Here is an 18,668-nt window from a genome sequence, read left to right on the forward strand (position 1 = left end):
CCCGGCACACGCCGGGGGCGGGGGCCGTACGCGTGGGGTGCTCACGATGGTGTGCGCCTGCCATGTACCTGTAGATTCCCGGTGGAGATCGTGACCGGGTGATGGAGGGAGCAGGGCATGGCGAGATCCGGAGCGGCGCGGATCGCGATGACCGCGGCGGCGGCCTTCGGGCTCGTGGTGACCGCGCAGACGACCGCGCACGCCGACCCCCGGACGGTCGACGCGGTCTTCGGCGGTTACGGGGAGTGGAACGCGGACCCCTACGGCACCGCCCCCGGCGACTCGATCCGCGCCTGCGACACCGACGCCGACGGCTGGAGCATCGAGGTCAAGCTGGACATCGGCCGGGACGGCACCTGGGACCGCATCGCCACCACGCGCGGCCACACCTCGCCGTACTGCACGCCGTGGAAGACCGGCAACATCAAGGAGGGCACCCCCGTCCTCGTCCAGGTGGCGAACGTGGGCGGAGATGCCACTTACCCCAAGGGCTCCGTACTGCTCAGCCGCGCCTAGCGCGTGTTCTCCATCAGGCGGCGGGCAGCTGCGCCTCGATCGCCTTCACCAGTTCGGGCGCGTCCGGCTCCGTGCGGGGGCGGATGCGGGCGACCGGCTCACCCGCCGGGGAGATCAGGAACTTCTCGAAGTTCCACTGGACGTCCCCGGCCTCGCCGTCCGCGTCCGCGACCCGGGTCAGCTCCGCGTACAGCGGGTGCCGGTTCGCTCCGTTCACCTCGGTCTTCTCCAGCAGCGGGAAGCTCACCCCGTACGTCGTCGAGCAGAAGGTCTCGATCTCCTCGGCGGTCCCCGGCTCCTGGCCGCCGAACTGGTTGCACGGCACACCGAGCACGGTGAGACCCCGGTCCCCGTACTCCTTCTGGAGCCGCTCCAGGCCCGCGTACTGCGGGGTCAGCCCGCACTTCGATGCCACGTTCACCAGCAGCACCGCCCGGCCGCGGTAGTCGCCCAGCGACGTCGGCTCGCCGGTGAGGGTGCGCAGCGGAATGTCGTACAGCGTCATGGATGTCTCCTCGTCGGTGTCTTCCCGGCCCATTCTCACCCCAGGGGTGCGTCGGCGACGCGGCCGACCGACTTGTAGTAGAAGGTCGTCGGCTTCAGGACCCCGTCGGGACCGGCCGCGTAGTCCGGAACGGAACCGCACTCCGTCCACCCCGCCGCACGGTACAGCCGCTCCGCCGGACTGCCGCTCTCGGTGTCCAGGACCAGGAGCGTGACGCCGTCGTCGGCCGCCGTGCGCTCGGCCGCGGCCAGCAGCTCACGGCCGAGTCCGCGCCCGCGCGCCGAGGGGCGGACCATCAGCTTGGTCACCTCCGCGCGGTGGCGGGCGTTCGGCAGCGGCGCCCGGACCAGGCCGATCGTGCCCGCGATGCGTTCCCCGTCCCGGGCGATCCACGCCTGGAGCCGCCCCGCCTCCACGGACGCGGCCCGGGCGCGCCACCACTCGGCAGCGGTGCCGCGGTCCAGGGGCGCCAGGAAGCCGACGGACGAGCCGTTCTCGACGGTCTCCACGAGCAGGGCGGCCAGCTCGTCGGCGTAGGTGACCAGCTCGGGGCCGGACACCGGGACGATCTCGGTCATGGGGGTCAGGTCCTTCCGTGGAACGCCGGTCCGCATCTCCGCGCGGACCGGCTGCGACGCGATCCTAAGCGGGTGTCCGCCGGCAGCGGCCGTCCGGTCCGTGAGCCCCTGCCCGCCGTACTGCCGGACACGCGTCCCCGTGACACTCTGGAAGCGGAACGTCCGGTTCGGCTCCGGTCCGCGCCGGGCGACCGTGCCAGCAAAGGAGGCCGACATGGCCAACACGGGCAGCGCACCGGCGGCACCACGCGGCACCGACGGATCACACCACCCCGCCCGCACGGGCTGGACCGCGTTCGCCGCGGTCCTGATGATCTTCGGTGGTGCCATGGCGATCTTCCAGGGCATCGCGGCCATCGCCAAGGACGACGTCTTCGTCGCCACGCGCAACTATGTCTTCCAGTTCAACCTCACGGGCTGGGGCTGGATCCACCTCATCCTCGGAATCGTGATCGTCCTCGCCGGCTGCGCACTGTTCACCGGGGCCTTCTGGGCACGGGCGGTGGGCGTCGTCCTCGCCGGGCTCGGCGCACTGGCCAACTTCGCGTGGCTGCCGCACTATCCGCTGTGGTCCATCGTGCTCATCGCCATCGACATCTTCATCATCTGGGCGCTCTGCGCGGGCCCCGACCGCGCGAAAGCCTGACGGGGCCTCACGGCTCCCGCAGCAGTACGAGCGTGTCGCCCGGACCCGGCTCCGGGCGACCGCTCCGTGTGACCGGGACGAGCCGGCCCTCCGGCCGCACCACGAACAGCAGGTGCTCCCCGGGCGCCGGCGGCCCGTCCGCCGACCGCGTCACCACCCGCGCCCCGGCCGCGTACTTCCGGGCGAGCTCGGGCCGGGTGAGGCCGGGCCCGAAGAGGGCGTCGCCACCGGTGTACGGGGCCACCACCCCGTGGCTCGCGGAGGGCGGGGCGAGCCGGCCCACCTCTCCCTCGACGCTCTCCCGCAGCGTGAGCGACGCCAGCGCGTTGAAGTCGTCCTCGCCGGTGAGCAGCAGCACCGAGGTGATCCCCTCCAGCTCCGCACCGGCCCCGGTGGCCGAGGCGAACAGTTCACCGGGTGCCAGCTTCAGCCCCGCGGCCCTGATCCGCGCCCGCTCCTCGTCCGCGCCCGCCCACATCAGCACGTCGAGCCCCGCCCCGCTCAGCGCGCCCGCCAGGTCCACCGCCCACGGCGCCCCGCCCACCAGCAGCGGCCGGGACCGGGCCGGCCGCAGCACCCCGAGCCGCCGCGCCGCCGGGAAAGCGGTCAGGCCGTAGAGCGACACCGTCGCCACGATCACCACGAAGGTCGCGGGCAGGATGCGCTCCGCACCGCCGATGTGGTGCGCGGCCAGCTCCGAGGAGAACGTGGAGGCGGTGGCCGCCGCGACGATGCCCCGGGGCGCCATCCAGCCGATGAACCACCGCTCCCGCGCGGGCACGTCGGTGCCGGCCGCCGCGAGGTGGGCGATGAGCGGCCGGGTCACCAGGACGAGGAGGGCGGTCAGCGCCAGCGAGGGCAGCACGACGTGCCGCAGCGACGCCGGGGTGACCGTCGCCGAGATGGAGACGAAGAGCAGGCCGATGACCAGCGAGACCAGCGTCTCGAAGAACGGGCGGCGCGTGGGCAGATCGAGGCCGGGCAGATTGGCCATGGCCATCCCCATGACGACCGCCGAGATCAGCCCCGTGTCGTCGCGCAGCGCGTCGCAGGCGGCCGCCACCCCGACCACGGCGGCCAGCTGGAGCGAGGTCTCCAGCTCCTCGCTGAGCCGTACCCGACGCAGCACCAGCCACAGCACCGCCGCACCGGCCGCGCCCGCTCCCACGCCCACCCCCGCACTGGCCAGGAAGTGCCCGAGCCCGCTGCCGAACTCCGGCCGGCCGCCCGCCAGGACCCCGTGGAAGACGAGCGCCCCCAGGATGCCGCCGACCGGGTCGATCAGAGCCCCCTCCCAGACGAGGATGCGCCGCAATCGCTCCGTGGGCCGTACGAAGGCGAGCAACGGCCCCACCACCGTCGGGCCCGACACGACGAGGATCGCCGCGAGCATCACCGCCGCCTGCGCCGACATGTCCAGCACCGGCACGGCGAAGAGCGCGGCGGACACCAGCGTCAGCAGGGCCCCCAGCCACAGCAGCCGGACCACCACCCGCCGGTTGTGCCCCCTGAGCCGCTTCAGGTCCAGGCCGAGCCCGGCGTCGTAGAGGATCACGGCCACCGCCAGCGACACCAGCGGCGAGAAGGCGGGTCCGAGCAGCCGCTCGGGATCGATGTCGTCGGTGAGCGCCCCCGCGATGAACCCGGCGGGCAGCAGCACCAGCAGCGCCGGCACCCGCAGCCGCCTCGCCAGCAACTGCGAACCGACCGCGAGCACCACGATCAGCCCGAGCCCCACGTACACCTGGTCCGCCGTCATCGGCCCGCCTCCTCCGGCGCGCCCCACGGCGGCGCGCGTCACCACCTTCGGTGCCGCCGCACGCGGCGCCCGCGAGGGCTCGCGCCGGGAGGCGTACTCGGCGGCCGGGATCGCCCGGAAGGGCTATCCGCTCACGGCCCGAGGCGCCCCTCGGCGGCGTCGAACGCGGGCGCGAGCGGGGCCAGCGCGGCGCGGAGCAGACCGGCCGGGGAGCCCGCGGCCACGACCAGTCCTCCGGCGCCCGGACTCGCGGCGTCCCCGGCGGGCCGGAGCCAGCCTTCGAGCGCGATGCGGATCGCGGCGGCCGTACTCGCCGCCAGAACGCGGGCGGTCGGCGCCGATGCGTCGTCCAGGCGCGCGGCGATCGCCGCGGTGAGCGGCGGCTCGACGCCGGCGGTGGCGTCGAGGAAGGCGTCGCGCAGCGCGGGCCGGGTGGTGACGAGCAGCAGCGCCTCCCGGCCGCGCGCACCGGGGTCCGTGTACTGCTCGACCACCGCGTCGGTGACGGCGTCGGCCAGGCGGACGTCCGCCGGTCTGGCCGTGACGGCCGCCGCGACGCGCGCCTCCCGGTCGGCGGTGACGGCCGAGACGATCGCCTGCTCCCGGCTGGCGAAGTAGTTGTTGTAGGTACGCGGCGAGACGCCGGCCGCCTCGGAGATGTCCTCCACCCGCACCCGGTCGGGCCCGTGCTCGATGGCCAGCCGCAGCGCCGCCTCGCGCAGCGCCTCGCGGGTGGCCTGCTTCTTGCGCTCCCGCAGTCCCGGTGGTGTCGTCACGGCGCCAGCGTTCCACAGAGGATGCGCGCACGCAAACTTGCGCGCACGCACTTTTCCTGCCAGCCTCGGCCCGACCAGGACGGACCGACGGAGAGGACGCACCATGCGGGCCAGAGGAATGACCTACGACACCGGATTCGTGCTGCACGGCCGCACATCCCGCGAGCACTTCGACCTCGCGGTGGTCCGGCGGGAGCTCGCGATCATCCGCGACGACCTGCACTGCAACGCCGTTCAGATCATCGGCGGCGACCCGGACCGGCTGGAACAGGCCGCGGTCGCCGCCGCCGCACTCGGCCTGGAGGTCTGGTTCTCGCCCTACCCGCTGGAATTGGAGCCCGAGCAGATCCTCACGCTCTTCCGCGACTGCGCCGCGCGGGCGGAACGGCTCCGTCGGGAGGGCGCCGCGGTCGTGTTCGTCGCGGGCGTCGAGCTGAGCGTGATGAACCGGGGCTTCCTGCCGGGGGAGAGCCCCGAGGAACGGGTCGGCCGGCTGATGAGCCGCCCCGAACGACGGGCCGAGGAGATCCGTGGACTCGGCGTGCGCGTCAACGCGTTCCTCGGTGACGCCGTGGCCGCCGTCCGCGAGCACTACCGGGGCACCCTCACCTACGCGGCCATCCAGTTCGAGCAGGTCGACTGGGCGCCCTTCGACATCGTGACGTACGAGCTGATCCGCTCCGCCGAGATCGCCGACCGGTTCCGCGACGCGGTCCGCACCCTGGCCCGGGGTCCGAAGCCGCTCGCCGTCACCGGATTCGGCACCGCGGCCTACCGCGGCGCGGGGGACCGGGGCGGGCGGGTCCTGGACGTGGTCGAGCACGACCCGGTGACCAAGGACCCCGTACGGCTGAACGGCGTCCACGAGCGCGACGAGCCCGGCCAGGCCGCGTACCTGAGCGAACTCCTGGAGGTCTTCGAAACCGAGGGCGTGGACAGCGCGTTCGTCTTCCTGTTCGCCCTGCCCGGCTACCCGCACCGCCCGGACGGCGATCCCAGGGACGACCTGGACCGGGCGGGGCTGGGCATCGTCAAGCTCCTCGAAGGGCGCCGGGGACGGACCTACCCCGACATGGAGTGGGAGCCCAAGGCCGCCTTCGCGGCAGTGGCACAGCGGTATCGCGGGTGACCGGGTGCGCTACTCCCGCTTGTCGTCCCAGGGCGTGCCCAGCCAGCTGTCGAACGAGGTGACCAGCGCCGTCAGCGCCGCCGCCAGCCGCCGGTCGGTCCACTGCGCGTGGACGACGACCTCGCCGTCGGCATGGAACTCGAACGGGGTCTCGCCCGCCGCCCGCCAGCGGATGCGCCGGGGCCCGCGCGGCACGTCCCCGCCGCCACTCACCAGGCTGCCCACGCCGATCGCCAGCCACAGCGGGAACAGGAGCCACCACACGTACCACCAGAAGATCCGGCCCTTGAGGCCGACGGCCTCGGGACAGCCGGCCTGGGTGACCGTCCAGCGGGTGCGCAGGCCCTTGCCCGAGCACGCCTTCTCGCGGACGACGGTCCCCAGCACCTCCCCGTGACCGCCCAGCACCCGGTACGTCGAAATCCCGTCACCGGCCGACGCGGTGACGACCGTTGCCAGCCGGGCGCGGCGCTCCGGGTCGGCCCACAGCACGAAGGAGCGGGCGCCGGTCTTCCGGGCGGCGAGGTACGCCGGTATGCCGCCCGGCGGCAGCTCCCGCTCCAGATGGGCCAGCACCCGCGACTCCGCGCCCGGCTCGTCCGCGACCTTGACGACATGGCTGAAGCGCGAGACGGGCGCGGGCGCCGGTGCGCCCTTGCGCGGCTTCCTCCCCGTCGCGACGGCACTCACTTGCAGGACGGCGGCCACGTACGCGCTCCTCCGTTGTGACGACAGGGAAGTCGAACAGTAGCCCTACCGTCGGAGGGGGTTACGCGGACGGGGCGCCGTCCAGCCGCCGGAACAGGCCCTCCTGCACCACCGACACCAGCAGATTGCCCGCCCGGTCGTAGATCCGGCCGCGCGCCAGACCCCGCCCGCCCGTCGCGATCGGCGACTCCTGGTCGTACAGGAACCACTCGTCCGCCCGGAACGGTCTGTGAAACCACATCGCGTGGTCCAGCGACGCCATGTCGAAGCCGCGCGGCCCCCACAGCGGCTCCACCGGGATGCGGACCGCGTCCAGCAGGGTCATGTCGCTCGCGTACGTCAACGCGCAGGTGTGCACCAGCGGGTCGTCGCCCAGCGGCCCCACCGCACGCATCCACACCGCGCTGCGCGGATCCGCGTCCTTGATCTCGTCCCGCGTCCACCGCAGCCGGTCCACGTAGCGGATGTCGAACGGCTGGCGCCGCGCCATCCGCTCCAGGGCCTCCGGCAGACCGCCCAGGTGCTCGCGCACCTCCTCGGCGACCGTCGGCAGCTCCTCCGGATCCGGCACCACCCGGGCAGGCGGCAGCTGGTGCTCGAAGCCGGCCTCCTCCGGGCGGTGGAACGACGCCGTCAGGTTGAAGATCGTCCGCCCCTGCTGCACGGCCGTCACCCGGCGGGTCGTGAACGACCTGCCGTCCCGGACGCGCTCCACGTCGTACACGATCGGCACCCCGGGGCGCCCCGGCCGCAGGAAGTAGGCGTGCAGCGAGTGGACCGGCCGGTCCCCGTCCGTGGTGCGGCCCGCCGCCACCAGCGCCTGCCCCGCCACCTGGCCGCCGAAGACCCGTTGCAGGGACTCGTCGGGGCTCCGGCCCCGGAAGATGTTGACCTCGATCCGCTCCAGGTCGAGCAGGTCGACCAGACGCTCGGCGGGGTTCGTCATGCCGTTCTTCTCCACTCTCACAACTGGCCCACGGACGTGACCCGCACGACCGCCCGGCCCTCCTCGTCCGACGCGGCGAGGTCCACCTCCGCGCTGATGCCCCAGTCGTGGTCGCCGTTCGGGTCGGCGAACGTCTGGCGGACCCGCCACACCCCGTGCGCCGCGTCCTCGTCGATCTTCAGCAGCTTCGGGCCGCGCGCGTCGGGACCGGTGCCCAGCTCCTCGTACTCGTCCCAGTACGCGTCCATCGCCTCGCCCCACGCGTCCTCGTCCCAGCCCGCGTCCGCGTCCAGCTCGCCCAGATCGCGGACCCGGTCCAGCGCGGCCAGCTCCACCCGGCGGAACATCGCGTTGCGCACCAGCACCCGGAAGGCACGGGCGTTCGCCGTGACCGGCTTGACCTCGTCCGCCCGCTCCTGCGCCTGCTCGGCGGTCTCCACCTCGGGGTTGGCCAGCTGCTCCCACTCGTCCAGCAGACTCGAGTCCACCTGCCGGACCATCTCGCCCAGCCAGGCGATCAGATCCTCCAGGTCCTCCGACTTGAGGTCGTCCGGAATGGTGTGCTCCAGCGCCTTGTACGCGCTCGCCAGATACCGCAGCACGATGCCCTCGGTCCGCGCCAGCTCGTAGTTCGACGTGAACTCCGTGAAGGTCATGGCCCGTTCGTACATGTCCCGGATCACCGACTTCGGCGACACCGGATGGTCGCCCACCCACGGGTGGCTGCGCCGGTAGACGTCGTACGCGTGCCACAGCAGCTCGCTCAGCGGCTTCGGGTACGTCACCTCCTGGAGCAGCTCCATCCGCTCCTCGTACTCGACGCCGTCGGCCTTCATCTGCCCGACCGCCTCACCGCGCGCCTTGTTCTGCTGCGCGGCCAGGATCTGGCGCGGATCGTCCAGCGTCGACTCCACCACCGAGACCATGTCCAGCGCGTACGACGGCGAGTCCGGGTCCAGCAGCTCGAACGCGGCCAGGGCGAACGTGGACAGCGGCTGGTTCAGCGCGAAGTCCTGCTGGAGATCCACGGTGAGCCGCACGATGCGCCCCTCCGCGTCCGGCTCGTCCAGCTGCTCCACCACACCGCCGTCCAGCAGCGACCGGTAGATCGCGATGGCCCGGCGGATGTGCCGCAACTGCGCCCGGCGCGGCTCGTGGTTGTCCTCCAGCAGATGCCGCATCGCCTCGAACGCGTTGCCCGGACGGGCGATCACCGAGAGGAGCATCGTGTGCGTGACCCGGAAACGCGAGGTCAGCGGCTCCGGATCGGACTGGATCAGCTTGTCGAACGTGGTCTCCGACCAGGCCACGAAGCCCTCGGGGCCTTCTTGCGGACGACCTTCCGCTTCTTCTTCGGGTCGTCACCCGCCTTCTTGACCGCCTTCTCGTTCTCGATGACGTGCTCGGGCGCCTGGGCGACCACGAAGCCCGCCGTGTCGAAACCCGCCCGCCCGGCCCGGCCGGCGATCTGGTGGAACTCCCGCGCCCGCAGCGTCCGCACCCGGGTGCCGTCGTACTTGGTGAGCGCGGTGAACAGCACCGTGCGAATCGGTACGTTGACGCCGACGCCCAGCGTGTCCGTACCGCAGATCACCTTCAGCAGACCCGCCTGCGCCAGCTTCTCCACCAGCCTGCGGTACTTGGGGAGCATGCCGGCGTGGTGCACGCCGATGCCGTGGCGCACGTACCGCGAGAGGTTCTGCCCGAACTTGGTGGTGAAGCGGAAGTTGCCGATCAGATCGGCGATCTTCTCCTTCTCCTCCTTGGTGCACATGTTGATGCTCATCAGCGACTGTGCCCGCTCCACTGCCGCCGCCTGGGTGAAGTGCACGATGTACACCGGCGACTGCCGGGTGTCCAGGAGCTCCGTGAGCGTCTCGGTGATCGGGGTCAGCCGGTACTCGTAGCTCAGCGGTACGGGACGGGTCGCCGAGCGGATCACGGAGGTCGGGCGGCCGGTGCGCCGGGTCAGGTCCTCCTCGAACATCCGGACGTCACCGAGCGTCGCCGACATCAGGACGAACTGCGCCTGCGGGAGTTCGAGCAGCGGGATCTGCCACGCCCAGCCCCGGTCCGGCTCCGCGTAGAAGTGGAACTCGTCCATCACGACCTGGCCGATGTCCGCGTACTTCCCGTCACGCAGCGCGATCGAGGCCAGCACCTCGGCGGTGCAGCAGATCACCGGGGCGTCGGCGTTGACCGAGGCGTCCCCGGTGAGCATGCCGACGTTCTCCGTACCGAACAGCTTGCACAGGTCGAAGAACTTCTCCGAGACCAGCGCCTTGATCGGCGCGGTGTAGAAGGTGACCTTGTCCTGCGCCAGCGCCGTGAAGTGCGCACCCGCCGCGACCAGACTCTTCCCGGACCCCGTCGGCGTGGAGAGGATCACGTTGGCCCCGGACACCACCTCGATCAGCGCCTCCTCCTGAGCCGGGTAGAGGGTGATCCCCTGCGTCTCGGTCCAGGACGAGAAAGCCTCGAAGAGAGCGTCGGGATCGTCGGTCGGGGGCAGCTGATCGATAAGGGTCACGCCCCCATCTTGCCTGTCTTCCGCCCCGATGAGGGAACCGGACGACGGCCCGAAGATCACGGACGATACGCTTCCCTCTCAACTCGGCCGCGCCGCACCGGCGGTGGCCGGATCTCGCGCCCGGGCACCGCGGGCGCACTCGGCGACACCTACGGGGGCTCGGCAGTCATGATGGGACCGGCACACTCTCTGTCGGGGGCGGCGGCCTGGCTGGGGGTGGGCGCCGCGGCGGCGGCCACCGGCCACACCATGCCGTGGCCCGTCCTCGTCGTCGGGGCGCTGATCAGCGCGGGCGCCGCGCTCGCCCCCGACCTCGACCACAAGTCCGCGACCATCTCGCGCGCCTTCGGGCCCCTCTCGCGCGGGGTCTGCGAGATCGTCGACAAGCTCTCGCACGCCGTCTACAAGGCCACCAGGCTGCGCGGCGACTCCCACCGCAACGGCGGCCACCGCACCCTCACCCACACCTGGGTCTGGGCCGTCCTGATCGGAGCCGGCGCCTCCGCCGTCGCCTACAGCGGCGGGCGCTGGGGGGTCCTCGCGATCCTCTTCGTCCACCTGGTCCTCGCCGTCGAGGGGCTGCTCTGGCGGGCCGCCCGCGTCTCCAGCGACGTCCTGGTGTGGCTGCTCGGCGCGACCAGCGCCTGGATCCTCGCCGGCATCCTCGACAAGCCGGGCAACGGCGCCGACTGGCTCTTCACCGACCCCGGCCAGGAATACCTGTGGCTCGGGCTGCCGATCGTGCTCGGCGCCCTCGTCCACGACATCGGCGACGCGCTGACCGTCTCCGGCTGCCCGATCCTGTGGCCGATCCCGGTGGGCCGCAAGCGCTGGTACCCGCTCGGCCCGCCCAAGGCCATGCGCTTCAAGGCCGGCAGCTGGGTCGAGATCAAGGTGCTGATGCCGGTCTTCATGATCCTCGGAGGCGTGGGCGCGGCGGCCGCGATGAACGTCATCTGAGCCGCCCCGGGGCCGGCGCACCGGCCCCCGGACCCCGTCAGCCGTGCCAGGAGCGCCAGAGCGCGGCGTACGCCCCGTCCGCCGCCACCAGCTCGTCATGGCTGCCCAGCTCGGTGATCCGGCCCCGCTCGACCACGGCGATCACATCCGCGTCGTGCGCGGTGTGCAGCCGGTGGGCGATCGCCACCACCGTGCGGCCCTCCAGCACCCGGGCGAGCGACCGCTCCAGGTTCCGGGCCGCCCGGGGGTCGAGCAGCGAGGTCGCCTCGTCCAGGACCAGGGTGTGCGGATCGGCGAGCACCAGCCGGGCGAGCGCGATCTGCTGGGCCTGCGCCGGGGTGATCACCAGACCGCCCGAGCCGATCTCCGCGTCGAGCCCCTGCTCCAGGGCCCGCGCCCAGCCGTCCGCGTCGACCGCGGCGAGCGACGCCCACAGCTCCGCGTCCTCCGCGTCCGTACGGGCCAGCCGCAGGTTGTCCCGCAGCGAGCCGACGAACACATGGTGCTCCTGGTTGACCAGCGCCACATGCGACCGCACCCGCTCCGTCACCATCCGCGAAAGACGCGCGCCCCCGAGCGTGACCTCGCCGTCCCGGGGCTCGTAGATCCCCGCCAGCAGCCGGCCCAGCGTCGACTTGCCCGCCCCCGACGGGCCGACCAGCGCCAGCCGCGTACCCGGTGCGACGTCCAGCGACACCCGGTGCAGCACGTCGACCCCGTCCACGTAACCGAAGCGCACCTCGTCGGCGCGCACGTCCCGGCCGTCCGGGGACACCGACGCGTCACCCGCGTCCGGCTCGATCTCCCGGACGCCCACCAGCCGCGCCAGCGACACCTGGGCCACCTGCAACTCGTCGTACCAGCGCAGGATCAGACCGATCGGGTCCACCATCATCTGGGCGAGCAACGCCCCCGTGGTGAGCTGCCCGACCGTCATCCACCCCTCGATGACGAACCAGCCGCCCAGCAGCAGGACCGCGCCCAGGATCGTCGCGTACGTGATGTTGACGACCGGGAACAGCACCGTCCGCAGGAACAGCGTGTACCGTTCCCACGCCGTCCACTGCTTGACGCGCAGGTCCGACAGCGCGACCCGGCGGCCCCCCAGCCGGTGCGCCTCCACGGTCCGCCCCGCGTCCACGGTCTCCGCCAGCGCCGCGGCGACCGCCGCGTAACCGGCGGCCTCCGAGCGGTACGCCGCAGGGCCCCGGCGGAAGTACCAGCGGCAGCCGATGAGCAGCAGCGGCAGCGCCACGACGACCGCTAGGGCCAGCGGGGGAGCGGTGACGGTGAGGGCGGCGACCAGCAGGCCCACCCAGACCACGCCGATGGTCAGCTGCGGGACGGCCTCGCGCATGGCGTTGGCCAGCCGGTCGATGTCCGTGGTGATCCGGGACAGCAGATCGCCCGTACCGGCCCGCTCCAGCACGCCCGGAGGCAGCCGCACCGAGCGGACCAGGAAGTCCTCGCGGAGGTCGGCGAGCATCTCCTCGCCCAGCATGGCGCTGCGCAGCCGCATCAACCGGGTGGCCACCGTCTGCACCAAGAGCGCGCACGCGAACACGATCGCGGTGCGCTCCAGATGCAGGTCCCGGACCCCGTCGGACAGGTCCTCCACGATCCCGCCCAGCAGGTACGGGCCCACGATGGACGCCATCACCGCGAACGTGTTGAGCAGGGTCACCACGACGAACGGCCTGCGGTGGCGCCGCATCAGCTCCAGGACGTAGGCCCGGACGGTGGCGGGCCGGCCGACCGGCAGGGTGGTGGCCGTCTCGGGGGCCGCCGGGTCGTAAGCGGGGGTACATGGGCCGGTGGGGCGGCGCCGGTCACTGCCTGGCCTTTCATGCCCGTTCCTCTCATGCCCGTTCCTCGATTTCCTGGTGTGCGGCTGTTACGTCGTCGGTCTCGCGGGTGACGACCGCGCGGTAGCGCTCCTCGGTGCGCAGCAGCTCGCGGTGCGTGCCGACCGCCACCACCGTGCCGCCGTGCACCAGCGCCACCCGGTCGGCCAGGTCGAGGAGCAGGGGCGAGGAGGAGAACACCACGGTCGTACGGTCCGTACGCAGCGCCTTGACGCCCGCCGCGACCCGGGCCTCGGTGTGCGAGTCGACCGCGGAGGTGGGCTCGTCCAGGACGAGCGTGTCCGGGTCGGTGAGCAGCGACCTGGCCAGGGCGAGCCGCTGGCGCTGACCGCCGGACAGGGACCGGCCGCGTTCGGTGATCCGGGTGTCCAGCGGCTCGCGGTCCCGCTCGGGGAAGCCTGTGCCAGCGCGGCCAGCACGTCGTCGCACTGCGCGGCGGACAGCGCGGCCGCCGCCTCCACCTGCCCGGACGACGGCACGTCCAGCAGTTCGCGCAGGGTGCCCGAGAGCAGCACGGGGTCCTTGTCCTGGACGAGCACGGCGGTCCGTGCCGCGGCCGGCTCCAGTTCGTCCAGCGGCACGCCGCCCAGCAGGACGGAGGGCGCCACGGGAGCGTCGGATTCCCCGGGCTGGGCGTGTCCGCCGAGCCGTTCCGCGAGCCGGCCCGCCTCGTCCGGGTCGCCGCAGACGACCGCGGTGAACCGGCCCTGCGGGGCCAGCAGCCCGGTGACCGGGTCGTACAGGTCGCCGGACGGGACGGTGTCGACGGTCGCCGGGCGGGTGTTGCGGCTCAGCGACAGCACGCGTACGGCGCGCTGCGCGGAGGGGCGGGAGAAGGAGTACGCCATCGCGATCTCCTCGAAGTTCCGCAGCGGGAACAGGGCCAGGGTGACCGCGCTGTACACCGTCACCAGCTGGCCCACCTCGATCCGGCCGTCCCGGGCCAGCGAGGCCCCGTGGACGACCAGGGCGAGCAGCAGTACGCCGGGCAGCAGGACCTGGACCGCCGAGATCAGGGACCACATGCGGGCGCTGTGCACCGCGGCCTCGCGGACCTCCTGCGAGGCGCGCCGGTAGCGGTCCAGGAACAGCTCCTCGCCGCCGATGCCGCGCAGGACCCGCAGCCCGGCCACGGTGTCCGAGGCGAGTTCGGTGGCCCGGCCGCCCTTCTCGCGCTGCACGTCCGCCCGCCGGGTGGCGCGCGGCAGCAACGGCAGGACGGAGAGGGCGAGGAACGGCATGGCGATCGCCACGAGAACGCCGAGCGACGGAAGGTAGAGGACGAGCCCCACGCTGATGACGACGAGGACCGTGGCGGCGGCCAGGAAGCGCGAGAGCGCTTCGACGAACCATCCGATCTTCTCGACGTCGCCGGTCGACACGGCGACCACTTCGCCGGCCGCGACCCTGCGCGTCAGCAGCGAGCCCAGCTCCGCGGTCTTGCGGGCCAGCAGCTGCTGGATCCGGGCGGCGGCGGTGATCCAGTTGGTGACGGCGGCCCGGTGGAGCATCGCGTCGCCCAACGCGGTCAGCACGCCCAGCAGCGCGGTCAGCCCACAGGCCAGCGCGAGCCTGCCGCCGGACCGGTCCACGACCGCCTGGACGGCCAGCCCCACCGCCAGCGGGTAACCCGCGATCGAACAGTGGTGCACCAGCCCCCAGAACAAGGACTTGAGCTGCCCGCGGATCTGATTGCGGCCCAGCCACAGCAGGAAGCGGGGACCTGAACGGACATCGGGATCGCCGGGGTCCGAGAACGGAAGATCGCGAATGTGCATGACATCCCAAAGGATCGGAAGAGGCAGGGCCGCGAGGCGCCGCGAAAGCGCGTCGGGGCAGCACCGAGTAGCCCGCGGAATACGCGGGCGGGGGGAACCGGACCGAGCAAGCCTTGCCGGTCACCGGGATCGCGGCAAACGGTTTTACGCGGCGCGGGTAAAGATTCGGCACGCTTTCCCCGGGGCCGCCCGGGGTGGACAACGGCGTACATCGCCAGGTGCGAGCATGGACGGATGCGTATAGCCGGTGCGGTTCGGATGGTGGCCTCGGCGGCCGCCTGTGGTGTCCTGCTCACGACCCTGACGTCCTGCGGTGACGGAGGGGACACGAAGAAGGGCGCCGCCGCCGAGCGCCCGGCCGCAGGGAAGGGCAGTACGAAGGCCCCCGTCAAGGACCTGAAGCGCATCCCCGATGTGGGCGACCGGCTCCAGTCGAAGATCCCCGCCGAGTCCCGCCAGGTCGTCGCCGTCTACGGCGAGGGCAAGGACTCCGCGGACTCCACCGTCGTGCTCTACACCAAGTCCGGCTCCACCTGGGACAAGGCCGCCTCCTGGAAGGGCCACAACGGCAAGAAGGGCTGGACGCCCGACCACCACGAGAACGACAACCGCAGCCCCGTCGGCGTCTACACCCTCAGCGACGCGGCCGGTGTCCTGCCCGACCCGGGCGCCCGCCTTCCGTACACGCAGACCGCCTCGATCCAGGCCCCGCACTACTGGGCCAAGTCGCACTGGCACGACTTCGACTACGTCATCGCCATCGACTACAACCGGGTCAAGGGCACCCCGCCCAACGACCCGACGCGCCCGCAGGGCCAGACCAAGGGCGGCAGCATCTGGCTGCACATGGACCACGGCAGCGGCACCTCGGCCTGCGTGAGTGTCTCCAAGGAGGCCATGGAGAAGCTGCTGCGCACCCTCGACCCGAAGCAGCACCCGGTCGTCGTCATGGGCGACCGGGCCAGCCTCCGCGCCTGACGCGCGCCGCTCAGGCGGGGCCCGGGCGGGTCGCCCACTCCAGCTCCATCAGAGCGGAGTGGTACGAGCGGCCCGTCGCCCGGTCCATGCCGATCTCGCACATCCGGTTGGCCGAGAGATACGCGTCGTACTCCCGGGACCCCACCTCGGCGGCCTCCTTGGCGGTCGCGGACGCCGTCAGCTCCTGGTGCAGCATCCCGCGGTCGCCCGCGAAACCGCAGCACGCGGCGTCGTCGGGGATCACGGTCTCGTCCGCGCAGGCATCGGCGACCGCGTGCAGCCGGTCCACATCGTCCAGATGCTCCATGGAACAGGTCGGGTGCAGCACGGCCGAACGGGACTTGCGCACCACCGTCAGCTCCGGAAGCAGTTCGTCCGCCGCCCAGACCAGGGAGTCGACCACGGTCAGTTCGCGGTGCAGCGCCCGGTTGTCCTCGGTGAGGTACGGGACCACCTCATGGGCGATTCCCAGCGTGCACGAGGAGGCGTCGACCACCAGCGGCAGCTTTCCGCCGGCCGTCCAGCCCCAGGCCGCTTCCACGATCCGGTTGGCCATCACGGCGTTGCCGGAGTCGTAGCCCTTGGAGTGCCAGATGGTGGCGCAGCAGGTGCCGTTGACGTCGTCCGGGATCCAGACGGGCTTTCCCGCCCGGGCCGACACGGCCACCACGGCCTGCGGCAGCGACGGGCCGCGATGGCTGTCCGGGCTGCCGAAGATGCGGTTGACGCAGGCCGGGTAGTACACCGCGCTCGCCCCCGCCCTGGAGGTGCGCGGCAGCTTGCGGGGCGCGGCGCCGGGGATCTCGGGAAGCCACTCGGGGACCAGATCGCGGCTCACCGCCCGGCGGGCGAGCCGGGTGACCCCTTGCAGCAGCCGGTCGTCGATCCGGCTCGCCGCGGCGACCGCGAGCCGCGCCGCCGTCTCCGCCGTACGGAAGTGCTTGGCGGCGAGCGCGGCGATCCGCTCCTCGCGCGGGGAGTGCCGCTGGTGGCGGAAGTTCTTCATCATGGCGCCCGTGTCGATGCCGACCGGGCAGGCCAGCTTGCAGGTGGAGTCGCCGGCGCAGGTGTCCACGGCGTCGTAGCCGTAGGCGTCGACCAGGCCGGTCTCGACGGGCGAGCCGTCGGGCTGGCGCATCATCTCGCGGCGCAGCACGATCCGCTGACGCGGTGAGGTCGTCAGGTCGTGGCTGGGGCAGGTCGGTTCGCAGAAGCCGCACTCGATGCAGGGGTCGGCGATCGCCTCGACCTTCGGGATGGTCTTCAGCCCGCGCAGATGGGCCTTCGGGTCGCGGTCGAGGACGATCCGCGGCGCCAGGACCCCGTCGGGGTCGATGACCTGCTTCGTACGCCACATCAGCTCGGTGGCCTGCGGGCCCCATTCCAGTTCGAGGAAGGGGGCGATGTTGCGGCCCGTCGCGTGCTCCGCCTTGAGTGATCCGTCGAACCGCTCGACCGTCAGCCGGCAGAAGTCCGCCATGAAGGCGGCGTACCGGTCGACGTCGGAGGGCCGCGCCGCGTCGAAGGCCAGCAGGAAGTGCAGGTTGCCGTGGGCGGCGTGCCCGGCGACGGCGGCGTCGAAGCCGTGCTCGGCCTGGAGGGCGAGCAGCGCCTCGCAGGCGTCGGCCAGCCGGGACGGCGGGACCGCGAAGTCCTCGGTGATCAGCGTCGTACCCGAGGGGCGGGAGCCGCCGACCGCGGTGACGAACGCCTTGCGGGCCTTCCAGTACCCCGAGATGGTGCGGGCGTCCCGGGTGAACTCGTTGGTCACCGAGGTGACGGGCCGGACCAGCTCCAGCCGCCGCACCACATCGGCCGCCGCCCGCTCGTACGCCTCCTGGCCCGCCTCGTCCGGGGCCCGGAACTCCACCAGGAGCGCGGTGGTCTCCTTCGGCAGCCCGGCCCAGTCGGCCGGGACCCCCTGCACGCTCACGGAGGCGCGCAGCGTGTTGCCGTCCATCAGCTCGACGGCGATGGCCCCCGCCTCGTTGAACAGCGGGACGGCGGCGGCAGCGGCGGTCAGCGAGGGGAAGAACAGCAGTGCCGTGGAGATCCGCCGGTCCAGCGGCAGGGTGTCGAAGACGACCTCGGAGATGAAACCGAACGTCCCCTCGGAGCCGACCATGAGGCCGCGCAGGATCTCCACCGGGGTCGAGCCGTCGAGGAACGCGTCCAGCCGGTAGCCGTTGGTGTTCTTGATCTCGTACTTGGCGCGGATGCGGGCCGTGAGCGCCGCGTCCGCCTCGATCTCCGCCTTCAGCGCCAGCAGCCCTTCGCACAGCTGCGGCTCGGCCCGGGCCAGGTCCGCGTCGGCCGCCGGGTCGGCGGTGTCCACGACGGTGCCGCTCGGCAGCACGAAGGTGAGCGAGGAGACGGTCCGGTACGAATTGCGGGTGGTGCCGGCGGTCATGCCCGAGGCGTTGTTGGCGACGACTCCGCCGATCGTGCAGGCGATGGCGCTCGCCGGGTCCGGGCCCAGCAGCCTGCCGTACCGGGCGAGGGCCGCGTTGGCCCGCACGACCGTCGTCCCCGGGCGGATACGGGCGCGGGCGCCGTCCTCCAGGACCTCGATGCCCGCCCAGTTCCGCCGGACGTCGACGAGGATGTCCTCGCCCTGGGCCTGGCCGTTGAGGCTGGTGCCGGCGGCGCGGAAGACCACGTTGCGGCCCTTGCCGTGCGCGTACGACAGGATCGCGGAGATGTCGTCCAGGTCCTCGGGGACGACCACCACCTGGGGCACGAAGCGGTACGGGCTGGCGTCCGAGGCGTACTTCACCAGGTCGGAGACCTTCCAGAGCACCTTGTCCGCGCCGAGCAGGGCGGTCAGCTCGGTGCGCAGTGTCTCCGGGGTGCCCGGCGCCTGCGCGTCGGGGACGCGGTCGTGGGAGGGCGGGCGGACCGCGGCGGGGCGCAGGGTGTCGGGGTCGGGCTCCAGCAGCGGCATGGTGGTTCTCCTCGGCGGTTCGTCGGTCCGGCGGCTCGGCGCCGCGTCCC

General features: G+C 72.5%; 13 protein-coding genes and 2 pseudogenes. 5 read left to right on the forward strand and 10 right to left on the reverse strand.

What is annotated here, in order from left to right:
- Positions 1-117: 117 nt before the first annotated feature.
- Positions 118-516 (forward strand): hypothetical protein, encoded by a 399-nt coding sequence (locus NEH16_RS27860; RefSeq protein ID WP_265545666.1) that lies wholly within the window; start codon positions 118-120, stop codon positions 514-516.
- Between the two features lie 13 nt (positions 517-529).
- Here the strand turns inward: NEH16_RS27860 and NEH16_RS27865 are convergent, their stop codons facing one another.
- Both NEH16_RS27865 and NEH16_RS27870 read right to left on the reverse strand, forming a co-directional pair.
- On the reverse strand, positions 530-1,021 hold the full coding sequence (locus NEH16_RS27865) for a glutathione peroxidase (protein ID WP_265545668.1): 492 nt from the start codon (positions 1,019-1,021) through the stop codon (positions 530-532).
- Positions 1,022-1,056: 35 nt separating this feature from the next.
- A complete protein-coding gene (locus NEH16_RS27870; RefSeq protein WP_073968909.1) occupies positions 1,057-1,599 on the reverse strand; it encodes a GNAT family N-acetyltransferase in 543 nt (180 codons plus the stop codon).
- 214 nt (positions 1,600-1,813) lie between these two features.
- Here NEH16_RS27870 and NEH16_RS27875 point away from each other — a divergent pair, with 214 nt between their 5' ends.
- Positions 1,814-2,245, forward strand: a complete 432-nt coding sequence (locus NEH16_RS27875; RefSeq protein ID WP_265545670.1) for a DUF7144 family membrane protein — start codon at positions 1,814-1,816, stop codon at positions 2,243-2,245.
- Positions 2,246-2,252: 7 nt separating this feature from the next.
- Here the strand turns inward: NEH16_RS27875 and NEH16_RS27880 are convergent, their stop codons facing one another.
- On the reverse strand, positions 2,253-4,004 hold the full coding sequence (locus tag NEH16_RS27880) for a cation:proton antiporter (protein WP_265545671.1): 1,752 nt from the start codon (positions 4,002-4,004) through the stop codon (positions 2,253-2,255).
- A 131-nt stretch (positions 4,005-4,135) separates the two neighbouring features.
- Positions 4,136-4,780 (reverse strand): TetR/AcrR family transcriptional regulator, encoded by a 645-nt coding sequence (locus NEH16_RS27885; protein ID WP_265545673.1) that lies wholly within the window; start codon positions 4,778-4,780, stop codon positions 4,136-4,138.
- A gap of 118 nt (positions 4,781-4,898) precedes the next feature.
- On the opposite strand from NEH16_RS27885, the gene NEH16_RS27890 reads away from it, so the two are divergent.
- Positions 4,899-5,909, forward strand: a complete 1,011-nt coding sequence (locus NEH16_RS27890) for a hypothetical protein (protein WP_265545675.1) — start codon at positions 4,899-4,901, stop codon at positions 5,907-5,909.
- Between the two features lie 9 nt (positions 5,910-5,918).
- Here the strand turns inward: NEH16_RS27890 and NEH16_RS27895 are convergent, their stop codons facing one another.
- The 3 genes and pseudogenes from NEH16_RS27895 to NEH16_RS27905 form a co-directional block, all read right to left on the reverse strand.
- Positions 5,919-6,617 (reverse strand): hypothetical protein, encoded by a 699-nt coding sequence (locus NEH16_RS27895; protein WP_265545677.1) that lies wholly within the window; start codon positions 6,615-6,617, stop codon positions 5,919-5,921.
- A 61-nt stretch (positions 6,618-6,678) separates the two neighbouring features.
- A complete protein-coding gene (locus tag NEH16_RS27900) occupies positions 6,679-7,563 on the reverse strand; it encodes an acyl-CoA thioesterase (protein WP_073969044.1) in 885 nt (294 codons plus the stop codon).
- Positions 7,564-7,580: 17 nt separating this feature from the next.
- Positions 7,581-10,153: pseudogene (locus NEH16_RS27905) on the reverse strand (DEAD/DEAH box helicase).
- Positions 10,154-10,261: 108 nt separating this feature from the next.
- Between NEH16_RS27905 and NEH16_RS27910 the strand changes: the two are divergent.
- Complete coding sequence (locus tag NEH16_RS27910; protein WP_073968902.1) at positions 10,262-11,053, forward strand: metal-dependent hydrolase; 792 nt, start codon at positions 10,262-10,264, stop codon at positions 11,051-11,053.
- A 37-nt stretch (positions 11,054-11,090) separates the two neighbouring features.
- Here NEH16_RS27910 and NEH16_RS27915 read toward each other — a convergent pair whose 3' ends face one another.
- Positions 11,091-12,815 carry an ABC transporter ATP-binding protein gene (locus NEH16_RS27915; RefSeq protein WP_265547408.1) on the reverse strand — a complete coding sequence of 575 codons (1,725 nt, stop codon included), beginning with the start codon at positions 12,813-12,815 and terminating at the stop codon, positions 11,091-11,093.
- Between the two features lie 97 nt (positions 12,816-12,912).
- A pseudogene (locus tag NEH16_RS27920) lies at positions 12,913-14,696 on the reverse strand (ABC transporter transmembrane domain-containing protein).
- A gap of 258 nt (positions 14,697-14,954) precedes the next feature.
- Here NEH16_RS27920 and NEH16_RS27925 point away from each other — a divergent pair.
- The gene (locus NEH16_RS27925) at positions 14,955-15,674 is read left to right on the forward strand and encodes a L,D-transpeptidase family protein (protein WP_265547410.1); all 720 of its coding nucleotides are present in this window, start codon (positions 14,955-14,957) and stop codon (positions 15,672-15,674) included.
- Positions 15,675-15,684: 10 nt separating this feature from the next.
- On the opposite strand, the gene NEH16_RS27930 is transcribed toward NEH16_RS27925, so the two are convergent.
- Positions 15,685-18,618 carry an FAD-binding and (Fe-S)-binding domain-containing protein gene (locus NEH16_RS27930; RefSeq protein ID WP_265545679.1) on the reverse strand — a complete coding sequence of 978 codons (2,934 nt, stop codon included), beginning with the start codon at positions 18,616-18,618 and terminating at the stop codon, positions 15,685-15,687.
- Positions 18,619-18,668 lie beyond the last annotated feature (50 nt).

It is taken from the genome of Streptomyces drozdowiczii (assembly GCF_026167665.1).
Lineage (GTDB): Bacteria > Actinomycetota > Actinomycetes > Streptomycetales > Streptomycetaceae > Streptomyces > Streptomyces drozdowiczii_A.